16 protein-coding genes are annotated in these 17,378 nt (G+C 45.0%); 3 read left to right on the top strand and 13 right to left on the bottom strand.

The window, feature by feature from the left end; all coding sequences use genetic code 11:
* Positions 1-20 precede the first annotated feature (20 nt).
* Together ytvI and HPY27_RS18765 are read left to right on the top strand one after the other, a co-directional pair.
* Positions 21-1,052 carry a sporulation integral membrane protein YtvI gene (gene ytvI, locus HPY27_RS18770; RefSeq protein ID WP_017250927.1) on the top strand — a complete coding sequence of 344 codons (1,032 nt, stop codon included), beginning with the start codon at positions 21-23 and terminating at the stop codon, positions 1,050-1,052.
* Positions 1,053-1,144: 92 nt separating this feature from the next.
* Entirely contained in the window at positions 1,145-2,371 is a 1,227-nt protein-coding gene (locus HPY27_RS18765; protein WP_174225685.1) for a pyridoxal-phosphate-dependent aminotransferase family protein, read from the top strand.
* A 300-nt stretch (positions 2,372-2,671) separates the two neighbouring features.
* Here HPY27_RS18765 and HPY27_RS18760 read toward each other — a convergent pair whose 3' ends face one another.
* The 10 genes from HPY27_RS18760 to HPY27_RS18715 all read right to left on the bottom strand — a co-directional run bounded on the left by HPY27_RS18760 (position 2,672) and on the right by HPY27_RS18715 (position 12,347).
* A complete protein-coding gene (locus HPY27_RS18760; RefSeq protein ID WP_174225684.1) occupies positions 2,672-3,691 on the bottom strand; it encodes an ATP-grasp domain-containing protein in 1,020 nt (339 codons plus the stop codon).
* A gap of 115 nt (positions 3,692-3,806) precedes the next feature.
* Positions 3,807-4,502, bottom strand: a complete 696-nt coding sequence (locus tag HPY27_RS18755; RefSeq protein WP_017250924.1) for a TerC family protein — start codon at positions 4,500-4,502, stop codon at positions 3,807-3,809.
* Positions 4,503-4,557: 55 nt separating this feature from the next.
* Positions 4,558-5,784: a TerD family protein gene (locus HPY27_RS18750; RefSeq protein ID WP_174225683.1), complete on the bottom strand. Its 1,227-nt coding sequence runs from the start codon at positions 5,782-5,784 to the stop codon at positions 4,558-4,560.
* Between the two features lie 70 nt (positions 5,785-5,854).
* A complete protein-coding gene (locus tag HPY27_RS18745) occupies positions 5,855-6,439 on the bottom strand; it encodes a TerD family protein (RefSeq protein ID WP_017250922.1) in 585 nt (194 codons plus the stop codon).
* 36 nt (positions 6,440-6,475) lie between these two features.
* Positions 6,476-7,057 (bottom strand): TerD family protein, encoded by a 582-nt coding sequence (locus HPY27_RS18740; RefSeq protein ID WP_017250921.1) that lies wholly within the window; start codon positions 7,055-7,057, stop codon positions 6,476-6,478.
* A gap of 45 nt (positions 7,058-7,102) precedes the next feature.
* The gene (locus tag HPY27_RS18735) at positions 7,103-7,711 is read right to left on the bottom strand and encodes a TerD family protein (RefSeq protein WP_017250920.1); all 609 of its coding nucleotides are present in this window, start codon (positions 7,709-7,711) and stop codon (positions 7,103-7,105) included.
* A gap of 160 nt (positions 7,712-7,871) precedes the next feature.
* Positions 7,872-8,678 (bottom strand): HAD family hydrolase, encoded by an 807-nt coding sequence (locus HPY27_RS18730; RefSeq protein ID WP_017250919.1) that lies wholly within the window; start codon positions 8,676-8,678, stop codon positions 7,872-7,874.
* Positions 8,675-9,772 (bottom strand): cysteine protease StiP family protein, encoded by a 1,098-nt coding sequence (locus HPY27_RS18725; protein ID WP_052168355.1) that lies wholly within the window; start codon positions 9,770-9,772, stop codon positions 8,675-8,677. Before HPY27_RS18725 ends, HPY27_RS18730 begins: the two co-directional genes overlap by 4 nt.
* A gap of 60 nt (positions 9,773-9,832) precedes the next feature.
* Positions 9,833-11,209, bottom strand: coding sequence for a phosphoribosyltransferase family protein (locus HPY27_RS18720; protein ID WP_254612937.1), 1,377 nt, complete (start codon positions 11,207-11,209; stop codon positions 9,833-9,835).
* A complete protein-coding gene (locus tag HPY27_RS18715) occupies positions 11,142-12,347 on the bottom strand; it encodes an HpcH/HpaI aldolase/citrate lyase family protein (RefSeq protein WP_174225682.1) in 1,206 nt (401 codons plus the stop codon). Before HPY27_RS18715 ends, HPY27_RS18720 begins: the two co-directional genes overlap by 68 nt.
* Positions 12,348-12,593: 246 nt before the next feature.
* Between HPY27_RS18715 and HPY27_RS18710 the strand changes: the two genes are divergently transcribed.
* Positions 12,594-13,754, top strand: coding sequence for a TerD family protein (locus HPY27_RS18710; protein WP_173624161.1), 1,161 nt, complete (start codon positions 12,594-12,596; stop codon positions 13,752-13,754).
* Between the two features lie 35 nt (positions 13,755-13,789).
* Here HPY27_RS18710 and HPY27_RS18705 read toward each other — a convergent pair whose 3' ends face one another.
* From HPY27_RS18705 to HPY27_RS18695, 3 genes are all read right to left on the bottom strand, one after another.
* Entirely contained in the window at positions 13,790-14,245 is a 456-nt protein-coding gene (locus tag HPY27_RS18705) for a tellurite resistance TerB family protein (RefSeq protein ID WP_069845765.1), read from the bottom strand.
* A 420-nt stretch (positions 14,246-14,665) separates the two neighbouring features.
* Positions 14,666-15,961 (bottom strand): (Fe-S)-binding protein, encoded by a 1,296-nt coding sequence (locus HPY27_RS18700; protein WP_174225681.1) that lies wholly within the window; start codon positions 15,959-15,961, stop codon positions 14,666-14,668.
* Positions 15,954-17,369, bottom strand: coding sequence for an FAD-binding oxidoreductase (locus HPY27_RS18695; protein WP_174225680.1), 1,416 nt, complete (start codon positions 17,367-17,369; stop codon positions 15,954-15,956). Before HPY27_RS18695 ends, HPY27_RS18700 begins: the two co-directional genes overlap by 8 nt.
* Between the last annotated feature and the right edge of the window lie 9 nt (positions 17,370-17,378).

Here is a 17,378-nt window from a genome sequence, read left to right as displayed (position 1 = left end):
ATTAAGAATGGAGCGCAGTCATGACGATTCGGAAAATGATCATCCTGCTACTGGTTCTGGCAGTCGGGTTGTTTCTTTTACCTTACTCCGTTCCCTTTTTGCTAGCATTGTTAACAGCAATTCTGGTTGAGCCGCTCGTCTTGTTTCTTATCAAAAGGCTACGAATGAACCGGATGAGTGCGGTAATCGCATCCTTTTTCCTGTTCCTCATTTCTTTTGGAATCGTGCTGTACTGGATCGGTACGCAGATCGTGATTCAGGGAATTGATTTGGCTCAGCGATTACCAGCTTTTTCGCAGCATATTTTCGAGTTGGTCGAATCCTATTTGATGAGCTGGGAAACTTACTATGAGTCGCTACCTGCCGAAACCGTCTCGGAAATCCAGAGTGTCTTCGCTGGTCTCAAGAGCTGGGCGCTTACTTCAGCCTCCACGGTTGCCAAAGGCATTCTCGGTGTGGCAGCCATCGTTCCGGGCTTTTTGATCTCCACGATTATTTACTTGGTTGCCTTGTTTTTAATCAGTCTCGATTTACCGAAATTGCGTGCGGGCTTCATGAGAATGTTCACGGTGTCTGCTCGTGAAAAGGTTGAGGTGGTTATCTCTCAGTTGAACCGTGCCACCGTTGGATTTCTACGTGCCCAAATCATCTTGAGCCTGATGACGTTCACGCTGTCCTTTTTGGGATTGCTCATTTTGCAGGTCAAGTATGCAGCCGTCATTTCGCTCATGATTGTTTTCGTCGATATTCTCCCCATATTGGGCGCAGGCTCGTTCCTCGTTCCATGGGCCATATACAACTTCTTGATGGGCAACTCTTATTTGGCAATCGGCCTGATCGTCATCTTCCTCGTGATTACGGTCGTCCGCCGCATTATTGAGCCAAAGGTACTCGCATCTAATCTGGGAATTAGTGCTCTTGCCGCTCTTGTCAGCTTGTTCCTTGGATTTCAGGTGATGGGATTTTTCGGGCTGATACTCGGTCCAGCGCTCGTCATCATCTACGAGGCGCTGCGGAAAGCTGGATTCTTGAATTTCAAAATAGATTTTTGATGGGCACAAAAGATAGGTAGTGCTATGGCCGTTTTTTCCGGTGATGAATCGGAAAAGCGGCCGTTAATATAGAAAGAGCTGGGGGAGCGCTTATGTGTGCATACAAAGAACTGACCACTTTACAACGGACGATCATGACGCCAGGGCCTGTCGAGGCCGAGCCTAGTGTTCTTCGCGTGATGGGTTCACCCATTTTGGGACAATTCGATCCAGAATTCACGAACATCATGAACGAAACAATGGAAATGCTTCGGAAATTGTTTCAGACATCCAATCATTGGGCATTCCCTATTGACGGAACTTCCCGGGCGGGCATTGAGGCCGTTTTGTGTAGCATAATCGAACCAGGCGATCGGGTGCTTGTGCCCATTTATGGACGCTTCGGGCACTTGCTCACGGAGATTGCGGAAAGGTACGGAGCAGATGTGATTACGATGGAAACGCGCTGGGGAAGTGTCTTTGAACCGCAGGACGTCATTGCCGAAATCGAGCGAGTTCAGCCCAAAATCGTAGCAATGGTTCACGGCGAAACATCCACCGGATGCGTTCAGCCTTTGAAGGAAATCGGAGAAGCTTGCCGCCGGATGGATGTCCTATTTGTCGTCGATGCTGTCGCTTCGATCGGCGGGACAGAAGTGAAGGTAGACGATTGGTATATCGACGCATGTATTGGCGGCACGCAAAAATGCTTGTCTGTCCCCTCTGGGATGGCTCCTATCACGTTTAATTCTCGTGTCGAAGCGCTCTTGCTCCAGCGGAAAAAGATCGAGCGTGGTCTCGCTGATCCCTCTACTCCAAAATCTGCTCAAACCCGAACAATCCGCAGCAACTATTTTGACTTGAGCCAGCTCATGGATTACTGGGGACCTGCACGGCTGAACCACCATACGGAGGCGACAACGATGCTATACGCCTTGCGCGAGGGAGTGCGCATTGCCCTCACGGAAGGTCTGGCAGCGAGATTCGCCAGACATCGCTTGCATGAACAAGCCTTGGTCGCTGGTGTATTGGCGATGGGATTGCAGCTCTACGGCGATCCGGCTTGCAAGCTTCCCGTCGTGACCTGCATCAAAATTCCTGAGGGACTGGACGGAGAGTCAGTCCGCGCTATGCTGCTCGAGGATTTTCATATTGAAATTGCCAGTTCCTTCGGGCCGCTAAAAGGGACAATCTGGCGGATTGGCACAATGGGCTACAGCTGCCGGAAGAAAAATATTTTGCATGTGCTAGGGGCGTTGGAAGCGGTTCTCATCCGGCATGGAGCGCGTGTGCATGCAGGACGGGCTGTACAAGCTGCTTTAGATATTTATCATAGCTAAAAACAAAGGCCGCCGGGTCAATATAATACCCGAGCGGCTTTTATTATGTTCACAACTGATTGCGAATTACCGTTCACTAGTCACATTTGTAAGACGCCCATCTGACACGATGATCTTCCCGTTGACCAGCACATGTCGAATACCCATTGGCTGCTGCATCGGTGCCTCATATGTTGCCCGGTCTACGATCTTGTTCGGGTCAAATTTATTTGTGTACTCCCATTCCCTTCGAAGGTACGTTCCCCACTGAGGGATGGGACGGAACTTGATTTTTTTGACTCTCCACTTTGATAGTTTTCTCTATAACAATTGTCGTAATACAATCTCTTTTTCAATATGAGTCGCATACACCCCGAATTTTGGTGCAGCTACCTCAACCTTCCCCGACAGTAGAAGTTTCACAGCAAGATAAGGGAAGTTCACACCTGATAAGCATGAAGAATGCAAACCGCCTGACGCTCGCGGATTAATCTCTAATAATTTGGGCACACCATTTTTGTACTTTACTTGAACGTTGAAAAGGTAAGGAAGTCGCAGCTGTTCATGGACTGCTTTTGCCAGATCTATAAGTGCTTGATTATCCTCTAACAAACGAATTCGTCCTTCTACTTTTTTCCGTGGTACGATCGCAATTAACTCCTCTTCTGTTGCCAGGCAATCAATACTGTATTCCCAATCATCCAAATACTCCATGACCATGATGTCATCTACGATTTGATCCCCTATGATGCTCAGAACTTCTTCGATGGCGATCGTTTGGTTGCTTGATCCGAGCAGCTTGTCTAGGGGATTCATGTGTTCTTCAATGATATGAAAGCCCGCTCCTCCTTCGCCACTAGCAGGTTTAAAGCAGACCTTATGTCCTTTTTCTCTTAGCTTCTCATAGGCAATCTTAAATTGCTCGCTTGTGTTGACAATGAAATAATCAGGTAGGTGTAATCCCGGGGTATCCCTCAAGGCTTGAAAGAGCTTTCCTTTGTCTGATACGGTTTCTAATAAGTCGGCATCTTTGCATACTAGAACAGATGTGCCTACTTGTTCAAACCGATCTATATGCTTTGCAATTTCCACCAGTCTATAATTCGGGAAAAAGATATCGATCTGATGCTTCTGACAAAACTGCACGCAGTATTCAATATACTCTGGAATTGACAAGCTTGGTTCAATCTCTGCAACATCAGCATTTTGCAGCATCACGCTATACCGTTTTGGGTGAGTGACATAAAACTCAAAGTCCAAACCGTCCGGATTTGTACGAATCATATCAATAAAATGATACGCTGTAGAGAAAGTACGATTAAACCAAATGCGTTTCTTCATGAGAAGTTCTTCCCTTCAACTCTTCATTATTTATAAAGAAAAGCGAAAGTCGCAATGACCTCGCTCTTATCATGTATCTTCTTTATGGACTTACCACTTTTCACACAATCAAAAACTAGGCAACAGCTTTTTCTGATTTTTCCTCTTTGCTTTTTCTACTTTTCAACCACCCAGCCAGAATGACAGCGACCGTTAAAACGATAGTAATAATCAGACCAACTGTGCTAGAAATATAATTTTGAATGATTTTGTCTTTCACAATCATATCGCCAGCAGTCCAAGCCAGAATTCCCGATCCAATGTAAGCAATGATTGGGAATCTTTCCAAAGCCTTCAAAATAAATGCCGATCCGATCAGGATAATCGGAATCGAGACAAGTACACCAATTGCGATTAACGTAATGCTTCCGTGACTCACACCTGCAACCGCGATTACATTGTCCAAACTCATCAACGCATCTGCGTATATGATCGTCCCTACTGCACCCATTAAGGTCGTTCCACTCTTGATGTTGTCCTCGCCTTCATCAGCAGCTAACAGCTTGTAGGCTACCTGAAGAAGCAGTAAACCACCGATTGCTTTTAAAAGCGGAATTTGAATCAGCCAGACCACCATCGCAGCAAAAACAATACGTAGCGCAATCGCACCAAAAGTACCAATAAAAATGGCCTTCTTCTGTTGTTGTTTCGGGAGATTTCTCGCTGCCATTGCAATTACAACAGCATTGTCTCCGCTCAACACGATGTCAATCAGGATGATCGCTAGTAGCGCGCTCCATGATTGAACTAAAAAATCAGCTATCATTTCCATAAATACAGTTCACTCCATTTCTAATGATGTCCGCAAATAGTAACTGTATCTTTTGCTATTTCGAACCGACTGTCCAGCGCATATTCCACCCGTAGTAACGATCCATCTCCTGATGACCGGAGAAGTATTCAACCAATCTCCTGATATTGAACGTATCACCATGTCTCTCAATCATCGCTACGGCACACACCCCTTTACGCGGGTCATGCACATCCATTTTCACTTCGATGGCTGGATTGTCAGCTTGCGTAATCGTTACCACACCATCGGTTTCTGCCCATTTGGCAACACCTTCGTAAATAAAAGCGTAGATTAGGATTCGTTCGAATTCCTTGACATTATTTCCGTTGATACGTAGATTCTCTCCTTCTGATCGGGTGCCTGTGCGGTCATCCCCATCTAATGCAATATAAGGAAAGTCGCGGTAGTCGCCAAGATTTCCACCTAATGCTTGTATACACCCTTTATATCCATCTGATAATTCATAAAGGCAGCCAAGGTCTAAGTCAATTCCTTTGCTTCTACCAAAAAAGCCCGTGTTCTGCTTTGTGCCTTTATTCCAGTTGAGGTTAACTAAGAGCTGCCCCAGGTTTGCCGAGGTTTTCTTTAAACTAATTGCCTCTCCCTTTTTCTTCAACTCAATTTTTGTGATCGAAATAGGGGGAGAAGTAGACACGACGGGTTCGGGTTTCGGTGCAGGATTTGGTTCTGGCGCTTTCGACTCCGGCGTTTTTTCTTGGGATACCTCGATCCCAAAGTTTCCGCACAAAGCTGCCAGACCGCCATGAAAGCCACTGCCAATCGCATTAAATTTCCATTGTCCTTGATGTTTGTATAGCTCTCCTGCCACAATTGCATTTTCAATCGTAAAACTATCGAGCGGAAACTGAATAATTTCAGTGTTAGTAGAAGGATGTAGAATACGAAGATAAAGACTCGAAACACGATTAAATGAATGATTACGTGCAATCGCATCATAAATAGTAAGAGTAAAAGCGATCTTTTCTACATCAAGTGGTACATTCATTAAATCAATGTCAAAACGCTGTCTTTCGCTCGATCCTGTTTGAAGAGATACAGAGCCATTCGTTGATCTGGGGTTGCTGTAGAAAATAAAATCTTCTTCTTTATTCACTTTACCACTTTTCCCGATTAAGAAAGCCGAAGCATCCAGGTCAAGCCCATCGTTAGCAGTCCAGCTCAGTTCCACTGTAATTTTGGAAAGTCCAGGATTTGACTTCGTTATATCGACTTTTTGTCCCTTAATCGTCGTCATTCCCATTTCGATCACCCTTTATTTCAAAGGTCAGAAAACAGGTGCTAGCGCAATTACTAGCACCCATTTCTGGAAATTATGAAACTTGCAAACCAAAGTTATTGGCTAACGCTCGTAGACCACCGGAAAAACCGCTACCCACGGCTGCAAACTTCCACTCGCCTTGATGGCGATACAATTCACAAACAACAATTGCCGTTTCTACAGAGAAATCTTCTCCAAGATCGTAGCGCAGAACTTCTCTGCCTGTTGTTTCATCTACAATTCGAACAAACGCATTTGATACTTGTCCAAAGTTTTGGTTTCTGATATCAGCCTCATGAATCGTAATCGTGATCGCTACTTTTTCAATGTCAGCTGGAACAGCCTTCAAATCCACTTTGATTTGCTCATCGTCGCCGTCACCCTCACCAGTCAGGTTGTCACCAGTGTGAACCACCGATCCATTCCCGCCTTGAAGGTTGTTGTAAAAGACAAAATCTTGAATCCCGGACGCTCTTCCACCTGTACGCAAAAGGAAAGCAGCTGCGTCGAGGTCAAAAGCTTGTCCGCCACTGTATTTATTTGTGTCCCAACCAAGACCAACAACGATTTTTGTTAAATTCGGATTGCCTTTTGTAAGATCAATTTTCTGACCTTTAGTTAAACTAATAACTGACATAAAAATTCAATCCTTCATCTGTGATTTGTATGCTTCCTATCCGATGTTTACTCCGAAATCGCGAGCGAGTCCTGCCAATCCATCTTTGTAACCAGAACCGATTGCACTGAACTTCCATTCGCTACCGTTACGATACAGCTCTCCAACTACAATCGCAGTTTCGATAGAGAAGTCTTCGCCCAAATCATAGCGGAGTAATTCTTCGTTGTTTGCAGGATTTACCACGCGTGCATAAGCGTTGGAAACCTGTCCAAAGTTTTGGTTACGAGTTTGCGCATCATAAATCGTGATAGCAAAAGAGATTTTTTGAATACTAGCCGATACTTTGGACAAATCAATATTGATTACTTCATCGTCGCCTTCCCCTTCGCCAGTGCGGTTATCACCAGAGTGCACAACGGAACCGTCAGGGCTAGTTGCATTATTGAAGAAAATAAAGTGTTGGTCATCCAGTACTTTTCCTGCATCATTCAAGAGAAATACGGAAGCGTCGAGGTCGAAGCTTTGTCCACCGTCATACTTGTTTGTATCCCAACCAAGACCTACCTGAATTTGAACCAGACCAGGATTCGTTTTCGTGAGATCTACCTTTTGACCTTTTTGCAAAGATACTGCCATGTTAAAAAACCTCCTTATATTTCATTCATTTTAAAAACTTTCAAATTAACTATATCTTCTTACAAGTTGGGAGATAGCTGTGTCTGTCGTCCCTTCGCCAATCGCAGAAAACTTCCACTCACCATCGTAACGGTATAGTTCTCCAATAATTAACGAAGTTTTTCCCGAATAATTATCGGTTAGATTAAACTTGCACAAATTCTGATTGTTCGAAGCATTGACTACGCGAATATACGCATTGCCGATCATCCCGAAATCTTGGCGACGACTCACACAATCGTAAATATTCACAACGAACACCAATTTATGTACATCATTGGGTACTCGGCTCAAGTCTACGTTCACTTGCTCATCATCACCTTCACCATCTCCGGTGAGATTATCTCCTGAGTGTGATACGCTGCCGCATTGACTTTTTTTGTTGCCGAAGTAAACAAGGTTCTTCTCTTTAGTTATTTTCCCGTTCTGGTCGAGCATAATTACGGAAGCGTCACAATCGATGTTTGCGTTACTCCCGCCACCAAAAATGCCTCCAAGCAACCCGCCACTTTTCTTGACCGGGTCCCAGCCTAGACCAACTAACAATTTAGTTAATCCTGCATTCCCTTTTGTCAGGTCGATCTTCTGACCTTTTTGCAAACTGACTACTGACATGTTCTACCTCCCAACCTCATTAAAATTTTACAGATTCATGTAATGAAGTAAAATTTTTTAGACATCACTATTATTTCATAAATCTACCAAAATATCTACATGAATCCCGTAAAATCGACGATATGTGCAATATTTTGACAAGTAATAACGTTTTACAGATTTAACGTGTTATCTTTATCTGCTCAATGACCCAGTCAAGAATTTCCTCTGACGCTCGTATTCCATTCTTAGCTGTAAACTGAAACGGTGTGTCTTGTGCTGATATTTGAGCAAGATGATAGATTTCCCCATGAGAAGGAATCAGAGAGTTTTTCGTGCAGGACACCAAAGGCAAATCGAGCAAAGAGTCTCCCGATGCGAAAATCTCTGTCCTCTTTTCGATGTCTTTTACATAGAGGACTGCATCGCGTTTATTCACGGCTCTTGGCACAAAATAAAGCTTTCTCCCCTGGATGGATACTGTCCAATTGCCTTGCTCCATCCATTGCACAAAACCGTCCCATTCGCTTGTTGGCATATTTTGGCGATCGATGATGAAATAATGAAACAGATCTTCTGCCGATTTTCCATTGAGAATCCAGCTTGAGTCTTTTATGTCTTCAAAACGCGCCAAAATATCCGTGATGGATATGCACTCATCCTCTATACGCTCACGAATTTTTTTGTTCCACGACTCATCGACAGCCCCATTACGGATGATATTCCCACCATTGCTCGTGACCGCATACGCAGGCCGCAGCTCGTTCTGAAATACCGTGATTCTCCTATATTGCTCGATCGTTCTCGTAGTCACTGGAATAAACAGCATGTGCTTATGGATCTCTTGCAGTAGCAATAGTGCCCGCTCTGTCATATACGAAATTGGCTTTCCATCCAGTTGCTCGATTAAGCGTACCTGCAGCGTCGGGTCCGTTAAGAATCGCTCCGAATATATCAACGTCTGGTCAAGATCACTGGCAAAGATCATCGGTTATCCTCCCCCTGTGGACGAATGATCCCACAACAAGAGTAGGAAAGGTCTGAACGTTCTTCAACCGGTACACCGCGATCATGGGCCAGCAAAAGAATGTGGGCTAAATAAGGATTATCCATTCGATTCACAAGGATTTTCCACGGAACTCTTCGCAAAAGGACACGAGTGGTCTCTCCCACTCCAGGCTTGATTAGATTGATATCATTTATCTTGTAATCCTGTTGTATTCGCTGGATATCACGTTCGCCACTCCATGTGATCCATTGCTCCTCATCTTGAATCAAGTGCATGCTGCACTGTTGCTTCGCTGTGTCTGCCAGCTCGTGGAAATGTTTAGCGATGGTATCAACAAAAAGATTGGATACGTCCTCAGACAACCATTCACGATAGTATTTCGCCCCGTGAAAGTCTGTACGTCCGATTAAATCCTGGCGATGAACAGTCCGACTGACCAAGCCTGATACCGTAGAATTGAGACATGCACTCGGGATAAGAAAATCTTCCCGTGTTCCAAACTTGCTCACACAATGACCAGGATCAGCCAATACTGCCAGATCGTCATCAAGATGAGTTCCCAGCTTTTCATTAAAGGATTTGATCGCTTTTTGCAGCACCCGCGTAATCGCACCTTTTCCCGTCCATCCATCCACAAACTGAATTTTGGCTCCTGGATGCTTGTCTAGCATATACAAAAGAGCATTCTCATCGATGCCCTTTCCACGGATAATAGAGATGCTATAGTGTGGAATATGTAGCCGATGAATGGATTCCAGATACCTTTTTATTAAAATGCCAATTGGCGTTCCTGCCCTGGCAAGTGAGGCAATCACTACATTATTTCCCTTCGTAGCCTTAATCAGCTCTGCTACGATGGCAACTGCCAATGCAACCTTTTTGGCTGATGTTTGTAAGGTTTGATGGAACAATTCCATATATTCTTTTGTTGGACGGTATTCGATCGGTAGCATCTCTGAGTAATGGTGTCCCGTCTGAATTAATTCCTCACGATCCTCTGTCCCTGTCTCCCTTATCAATCCGTTTATCTCTTTAAGCAGAAATGTCACATCACCTGGAGGGTAGCTGCCCATTGGTGAAGGTTCTTGGATTACGCGTTGTAACAACTGTGAATTCAAGAGTCTACGCCACCTTTATCCGAAAAATACGATATATTTATTGGGGATGGAAAGATTATTCAGCACGTCATAAAAGGAGCGCAATCGCTCTCCCGTCGTCCCTCGCTCAAAAAATACGAATATATCTGAATAGTAGTTATCAGGGATGTTGTAACAAAAATTCGGTACAAGCGGGTCATCAGGAGAAGAGAAGGAGAATGCATTTTTCACTGCGTACTTCTCCATCTCAGAAGGATGGATCGGGCTTCTTGTGGTCGACTGGTACCAAACGTCATCACCCATATGCGCCGCAATCATCATTGGGATGTACATAAATTCGCCTGTCCCCATGCATAAAGTTTTTCCGCTCCTATACGCGCCTAATTCGATTCCCGTTTTTTCGCAGTACGTATTCAGCAAGTTTTGATCCGAGCTTATCATCCCAAAACGTCCCGTTTGCAACAAATACGGACGGTGGTTAGGAAAGGCGCTTGAATCCATAGAGGTATAGCTCAAACGCGGCCATTCTGCCCCATCCATTTGTATAATTTTAGGGAAGCTGCTGGTTCGCTCAACAATACTCTTTTCTTCATTATCATTCTTTTCAACCGGTGCTCCCTCCACTTTGATTTGTCCTTTCACGAGGGATACGTTAGTAATTGTGATGTTTAATTCCTCTTGTAACTCCCTGAATCGCTGACAATCCTCATCAGATCGCCAGTCGAGCAAGGAAGCCACAATGTAATGACTACGAGGATACTTCTTTTGTATTTCTCGAATGATATTGAGCGCAGTTTTGCCTGTAGTGATCTCATCATCTACCAAAACAATCGGCGCATCTGTGGATAACAAGTGGTCCTCACGAGGGTACATAAGATGAGCCACTGCGTGAGAATGCTCCTCTTCAAACGTAATGGATGGCTGTATATCCTGAATCATTTCTCTTGTCGTATGGATATAGTACGCGTTGTTCTGAAAGCAGCTAAACATGGAATGACCGAGGCCCGTTGCAGTTTCGGCAAAGCCGATAAAAAGCACCTGCTCAGGCAGTTCAAATCGCTTTTGCATCAGTTGCTGGAAGACCTCTTGACTTCTCTCTTGATTCATCAAGCCTTGAACGAGTGGAGCAGTATCCACCTGCTGACCGTAGTAGGCTTCTAAAAAACGCGCACCTAGTAAAGCACCACTCACCAACGATACAGCCGGAATGACTGGAATATGCTTTCCTAGTACCTTACTTACGAACAAAAAGCCTCTCTTCTTATTAATCCGACCTGCCATTCCGAAAAGAAGCTCTAGTGGAAGATCAAATGGATTCTTCTCCACAATCCCTTCCACTTCCAAGCTATCGAGAATATTGAAGCTGTATCTTGGAGGATTTTGCCAAGAGGTTGATAAAGTTGTTGTGTCCATGATACACCCCATAAATTTTTGATTTCACCAAAACTCTTTTTGCCCAATTAGTATGCGGCTTTACTTCATTCATTTTGTTGGAAAAGTTACTTTTCAGTACTCCGTTGGAATTGCTTTGCAGGATGCTCATGGCATCCTCGTATTCTTCATGGCTAACAACAGAGAGAGAATGAATGATTTTGATATGACTTGGATGAATGATGGTCTTGCCCGTCAATCCATTCTCTTTATCTAGGAGCACTTCTTTTATCAGTCCGTCTTCAAATTTATTTAAAAGCTTTAATCTCAGTTTTCTTCCTTGTACGCCACCAAGCTGTTTTTCAAAAGGCGACTCTCTTAGCTGCGGCTTGAGCAGTCGATCCCCATTAGTGAAGTACTCCCAAACCGGTCCAGAGAGAACATACCCCTTTTCGGTTCTGGTAAAAATATTGACCATGTCACTAATACAATCCCGAATCGTAGAAATGTCGTAGATAGTCACATCGGGTCCCCTTCTCAACCCAAACAGGCTGGAAAAATCAGTAGCACCCATCCGGACGTTCAAAACGAGATCTTCATATTTATCTAAAATTTGCCGAATCGAAACAAGCTCGTCCACTCGCGTTTCTTTATAAATAACCTCAGCAGATTCCAGAATAGGCATACCGTAAACCGTAAAAGAAAGAGGGGCGTTAATCGAATGGAGAATGGAAAAATATTCTTCGCCATTTCTGCTCGTGAATTTTGGGAAAACAAAACCAGCGAGCACATATAGATCTTCACCCAGCGTATCTGCTATACGTTTCATTTGGGCTGCGTCCCGAACCCGAATAAAAATAAGAGGAACATCATTGATATCCAGTTCACCGAGTCGCAGCTGGTGTGCCAGGGTAGCAAATTGTTTAAGCAAGCTTTGCTCCGCTTCCACAACTTCGTGATCACCGATTGCATCTTCCAGACAAGCCACCATCGAAACAAGACCTTCATGCTTCTTTCGAACGATATCTTGAGAAATCGTTGCCTTCGTTGCAGGCATGTATAATGTGGCTCCCAGACTAAAGGAAAGGATTTCCTTCTCCGTGTTTCTATTAAACGAAACCGGTTTTCCATAAAATAATTCATCGCGTTCTTCTACACTCAAATAATCGAAATGTCTCATGAATAAACGTTTTTACTACAATAGTAAAAACCCCGCCCCTTTCCTAATTTATCCATACCATTATCATTTGGAAGCTATACACATTTAAATAACATTACATCCAATAGAGAAAACAATTGTAAATATAACTTACTCTTTCCAGTATAATAAAAATGTCGATATGAAACGAATTAAATTTCGACAAAAATTACGAAAACAATGTCATTTTTTCTTGTTTTTTGATGACGCTGGAATAGGAGACATTCTATGCTACTAAAAAAAGGGCAGAAAACGGATATTACCAAAAATATCAATGCAGAAAAGTGGATCGTATGTTTAGGATGGGAATCAAAAGAGGAGATTGAGATTGACTCTGCGGCATTCTTGTTAGATATTTCCGGGAATTGCCAACAGGATGAAGATTTCATTTTTTACGGAAATACCATGAGCATCACCCAAGCAGTAAAGCACTCAACAGCGCCTGGTAAAGATAAAGAGCAAATAGAAATCATAGAGAAGAAAATTCCTCCTAACATTCATCGAATCGCATTAACTCTAACCATTCATGAAGCTGAAAAAAGAGACCACCGTTTCGGACAAATTCATGACGCATACGTTCGAATAGTGAACCCGTCTGATGGAACCGAATTATTGCGCTTCGAATTTGGATCAGATTTAGAGAACGAGACCGCAATTGTTACTGCTGAACTATATCGTTATAACGGAGAGTGGAAGTTCAATGCAATTGGAAGTGGATTTAACGGAGGATTAGCTGCGTTATGCCGCAATTTTGGACTTGATGTCAGCGAAGAGGAAGAGACATTACCGCCTCCTCTCCCCGTTACATTAACCAAAATTGAACTGACAAAGAAAGAGTCTGTGCAAATAAGGAAATCTGAAAAGATCACCACTCATCTGGAATGGACCAGCAAGAAAGACCTGGATTTGTATTGTTTCTTTGTTACTCGGGATGGCGTAGAAGGAAAAGTCTATTACAAAAATAAAGGCACCTCAACAAAGTCACCGTTTATTACATTAGATGGAGATTCCAAAAATGCCGGTAGAGAAACCATTCACATTCATCGCCCAGATCAATTGCGCTATGTTTTATTCGCCGCCTATAGTGCATTAAGTAATGGAATAGGAAGTTTTAAATCTATGCATGCAAGGGCTGTTGTGGAGAATCACGTAGGACAAACTGTGATCGCTCCCTTATTAGAAGAAAATAAATATGCCTATTGGGTTGCCATTGCCCACATTGACTTTACAGATCAAAGCGAAATGAAAATCAGCCACGTAGAAAAATACTCGAAGAATAACTCAGAAAAGTCTCCGCTCCTTTATAAGGATGGAAGTTTTAAAATGGATGTTGGACCTGAAGAATTTAAGTCTCCCTCTATCTTTCATCTATTTGGAGCGAAAAAGTAAAAAAAGAAGGGCTACCGATCAGGCGCCCTTCTTTTTTATAGCTGAAACTCTGCTGGATTGAGATTAACAACCCCACAAATCTCTCGAACAACGGATTTTTCCTGTTCATCAAAATGACCATCCGCGGAACCAATTGCGCAGCAAACACTGACAACAATACGCGCAGCCTCAGCATTATTTTTATATTTTCCTATCACTTTCAATGCCTCCATCTTGCCGACACCGTGATCGAATTCAAAGCCAGATACAAAGTGATTAAATCTCGCAATGACATCATTCATGTTAAATACCTTTAACTCTTCACTTCTTCCAATATAAGCAGCCATCTTTTGTTTTTCTGCGGAATCAATACTGCCATCGGCAGCCGCTACCAATGCGCAGCCGGCTACCACTGCATCTAGAAAGTCTCGGTTTTGAAACTTTTTCACTTGCTCTTGCAAACCAACTTTTGTCGATTTCAACCAGTTTGTGAACGTACTCGTCATTGACATCCTATTACCTCCATTAAAAATTTTACATTATTTCCTTCTATTATAATACAATATTCGACAGCAATTAACAAAATCTGTTATCCCGCTCTCTCTTTTCGAGGAATTGGAAATAGATATATGCGGGTCCAATAAATCGCGGAGACCATCTCCGAGTAGGTTGATTCAAGGCTGGAAATGTTGCTGCCATACGCAAAACCTCATCAAGCAAATCGTAAGGACCTATAACTGCGCCTTTGATTTCCATCGCTTCCTACCACTTCCTCTCCGAATTTTTACTGCCATGCATTTGGCCATTCTTACATGCAATTTCCGTTAATAGTCCTTTTATTTTTATCCCCTTTTTCTATGAAAAAAACGTGCAAGGAACCACCCCGTCTTGCAGAATGATTCCCTACACGTTTTCTCGACTATACGATTCTATTATTTCTGACTGACACGCGCCAGCAAATCGACGATGTGCACGGCCTCCATCTTTCCTTCCAGCCCAGCTCGATGAATGCCTGCTTTCATTTGCAACAGACAGCCCGGATTTGAGGTCACGAGAATATCTGCTTGGGTAGCCGCTACATGACCCATTTTTTCATCCAAAAGGCTTCCGGCCATCTCAGGCTGCACCAGATTATAAATGCCCGCTGAGCCGCAGCAGCGATCTCCCTCTCGGAGTTGTACGTATGTGGCTCCCGGAATGGCTTGCAGCAGATTCACTGGCTCTTTGGTCACCTTCATCCCGTTGCGTAGGTGACAGGAGGATTGATAGGTGATCCGTTGGGGCAATGACTGCCATTCTGTTGGTTCGACGAGGAGTGCAAGCACCTCGCTAATATCCTTCACGCGTGAAGCGAACCATTGTGCCTTCTCCTGCCATTCTGCATCTTCCGCCAGCAAATGGTCGTATTCCTGTAGCATCGCCCCGCAACCGCCTGCATTGGATACAATGATATCCACATCAGCCGTGTGAAAAGCAGCCACATTTTTTCGCGCCAGATGGCGAGCCTGTTCACGCTCACCGCTATGTGCATGGAGAGCACCGCAGCACACCTGGTCTGGAGCGATGATTACCTCGCAGCCTGCCTCACTCAGAAGCCGCACGGTGTTGCGATTCGTCTCATTGAATAAGACATCCATGATACAGCCGTGAAACATTCCTACGCGATACTTGCGCTCGCCCACGGCTGGAATAACCGTGCCACCGAAAAAGTCCACGATACCTTTTCCAGATGCTTCAGGCATGATTGCTTCCATTTCCCGCATTTGCTTAGGCAGGATGGATAACACGCTTAGCTTGCGAACGGCTTTTTGCACTCCTGAGCGCTGATAGAAGTGCAAGAGTCCGCCGAGCTGGTACATGCGTTTCTGATGAGGGAATAGGTGGAAAAATGCGAGCTTGCGGACGACTTCGACCCACCATGGATGCTCCTGCACTTCTTCGATCGCTTCTCTCGTCTGCTCGATCAACTGACCGTACGGAACACCTGCTGGGCATACCGGCTCACATGCCCGGCAGCCTAGACACAGATTCATTTGATCGACGAAATCTTTGTCCGGCTCCATGACACCGTCTGCTACGGCTTTCATCAAGGCGATGCGACCTCGTGGAGAAGCTGCCTCATAGCCTGTTTCCCGAAAGGTCGGACAGGCTGGCTGACAGAAGCCGCAGCGCATACAGTTGGACAGCTCGTCGTAATCGAGTTTATTCACCAAGGCTTCTTTAAGCACGCTGGACCACCACTCTGTTCCGGGACTGTTTGGCAAACATTTTGTCAGGGTTCAGGAGATTGTGAGGATCGAAAGCGTGCTTGATGCCTTTCATGATCTCCATACCTGCGGCCCCTACTTTCCACTCCAAATACGGTGCCTTGACGATTCCTACGCCATGCTCTCCCGTAATCGTTCCCCCCAAATCGATTGCCGCTGCGAAAATTTCCTCGAAGGCATGCTCCACACGCTCGATCTCTTCCGTGTTGCGAGCGTCTGTCATGCAGGTCGGATGCAAATTGCCGTCTCCTGCATGACCAAAGGTACAAATTTGCAGTCCGTAACGCTCCGTAATCTCTTGAATCGCAGCGACCATCGGCGCAATCGCGGCGCGGGGAACTGTTGCGTCCTCCAAAATGGTCGTCGGACGCATCCGTGACAATGCGGCGAGCGCACTGCGTCGGGCGGTCATTACCTCATCAGCTTCCTCGGCTGTCTTCGCTACCTTAATTTGGACAGCATCATTCTTCTCGCAAATAACAGCGATCTGCTCCATGTCCCGATCAACCGTCTGTGGCTCTCCGTCCTGACCGATCAGGAGGATCGCCGCCACATCTGTCGGAAGCCCGATCTTTTTGAAATCCTCGACAACACGGATCGTGCCCTGATCAAGAAATTCAAGCGTGCCAGGAATGATACGATTGGCAATGATATCAGAAACAGACCTCGCCGCCTGTGCCATATCTGCGAACATCGCCAGCATAACCCGCTGTGTCTGCGGCTTCGGAATCAGCTTGAGAATAGCCTCGGTAATGATCGCCAGTGTGCCCTCGCTACCGACCAAGAGCTTGGTCAGATCATAGCCCGCCACATCCTTCATCAGCTTGCCCCCGGTACGGATGACCTCTCCGTTCGGCAACACAGCTTCGAGACCCAGCACGTAATCCTTGGTTGTTCCGTACTTCAACCCTCGCAGTCCACCCGAATTAAGCGCAATATTCCCGCCAATCGTGGAGATGACCATGCTGCCTGGATCTGGTGGGTAAAACAAACCGAGCGCCTCTACCGCCTGATGGATATCGACCGTTCGAACCCCCGGCTGTACCGTTATCGTCAAATTTTGTTCGTCAATCTCTACGATCTGATTCATCCGGCTCAATACCAAAACAATTCCGCCACCGACTGGTATCGTTCCGCCGCATAGATTAGAGCCTGCTCCACGCGTCACAATCGGGATGTGATGTCGTGCTGCAACTCGCATGACCTGCTGGACTTCGGCTGTGCTCTTCGGCATGACGACCACATCCGGCAATGCTTGCTGCATCGGCGTCGCGTCATACGAATAGGCGACTAATGCTTCCTGTTTGTCGAGACTGTTTTTCTCTCCGACGATGGCACGCAGCTCTTCTCGAATGGATTCTGGCAACATGGAGTCTCT

The organism is Brevibacillus sp. HB1.1 (genome assembly GCF_013332445.1).
Classification (GTDB): domain Bacteria; phylum Bacillota; class Bacilli; order Brevibacillales; family Brevibacillaceae; genus Brevibacillus; species Brevibacillus porteri.
This window is presented reverse-complemented; position numbering and strand designations above follow the sequence as displayed.

Bases quoted from the DNA above. Each gene is read 5' to 3' on its own strand.
- HPY27_RS18705 (WP_069845765.1), bottom strand. From the start codon at position 14,245: ATGTCAATGACGAGTACGTTCACAAACTGGTTGAAATCGACAAAAGTT.
- HPY27_RS18715 (WP_174225682.1), bottom strand. From the start codon at position 12,347: ATGAGACATTTCGATTATTTGAGTGTAGAAGAACGCGATGAATTATTT.
- HPY27_RS18720 (WP_254612937.1), bottom strand. From the start codon at position 11,209: ATGGACACAACAACTTTATCAACCTCTTGGCAAAATCCTCCAAGATAC.
- HPY27_RS18725 (WP_052168355.1), bottom strand. From the start codon at position 9,772: ATGGGCAGCTACCCTCCAGGTGATGTGACATTTCTGCTTAAAGAGATA.
- HPY27_RS18695 (WP_174225680.1), bottom strand. From the start codon at position 17,369: ATGTTGCCAGAATCCATTCGAGAAGAGCTGCGTGCCATCGTCGGAGAG.
- HPY27_RS18740 (WP_017250921.1), bottom strand. From the start codon at position 7,057: ATGGCAGTATCTTTGCAAAAAGGTCAAAAGGTAGATCTCACGAAAACG.
- HPY27_RS18750 (WP_174225683.1), bottom strand. From the start codon at position 5,784: ATGGGAATGACGACGATTAAGGGACAAAAAGTCGATATAACGAAGTCA.
- HPY27_RS18730 (WP_017250919.1), bottom strand. From the start codon at position 8,678: ATGATCTTTGCCAGTGATCTTGACCAGACGTTGATATATTCGGAGCGA.
- HPY27_RS18710 (WP_173624161.1), top strand. From the start codon at position 12,594: ATGCTACTAAAAAAAGGGCAGAAAACGGATATTACCAAAAATATCAAT.
- HPY27_RS18760 (WP_174225684.1), bottom strand. From the start codon at position 3,691: ATGAAGAAACGCATTTGGTTTAATCGTACTTTCTCTACAGCGTATCAT.
- HPY27_RS18735 (WP_017250920.1), bottom strand. From the start codon at position 7,711: ATGTCAGTAGTCAGTTTGCAAAAAGGTCAGAAGATCGACCTGACAAAA.
- HPY27_RS18745 (WP_017250922.1), bottom strand. From the start codon at position 6,439: ATGTCAGTTATTAGTTTAACTAAAGGTCAGAAAATTGATCTTACAAAA.
- HPY27_RS18755 (WP_017250924.1), bottom strand. From the start codon at position 4,502: ATGGAAATGATAGCTGATTTTTTAGTTCAATCATGGAGCGCGCTACTA.
- ytvI (WP_017250927.1), top strand. From the start codon at position 21: ATGACGATTCGGAAAATGATCATCCTGCTACTGGTTCTGGCAGTCGGG.
- HPY27_RS18765 (WP_174225685.1), top strand. From the start codon at position 1,145: ATGTGTGCATACAAAGAACTGACCACTTTACAACGGACGATCATGACG.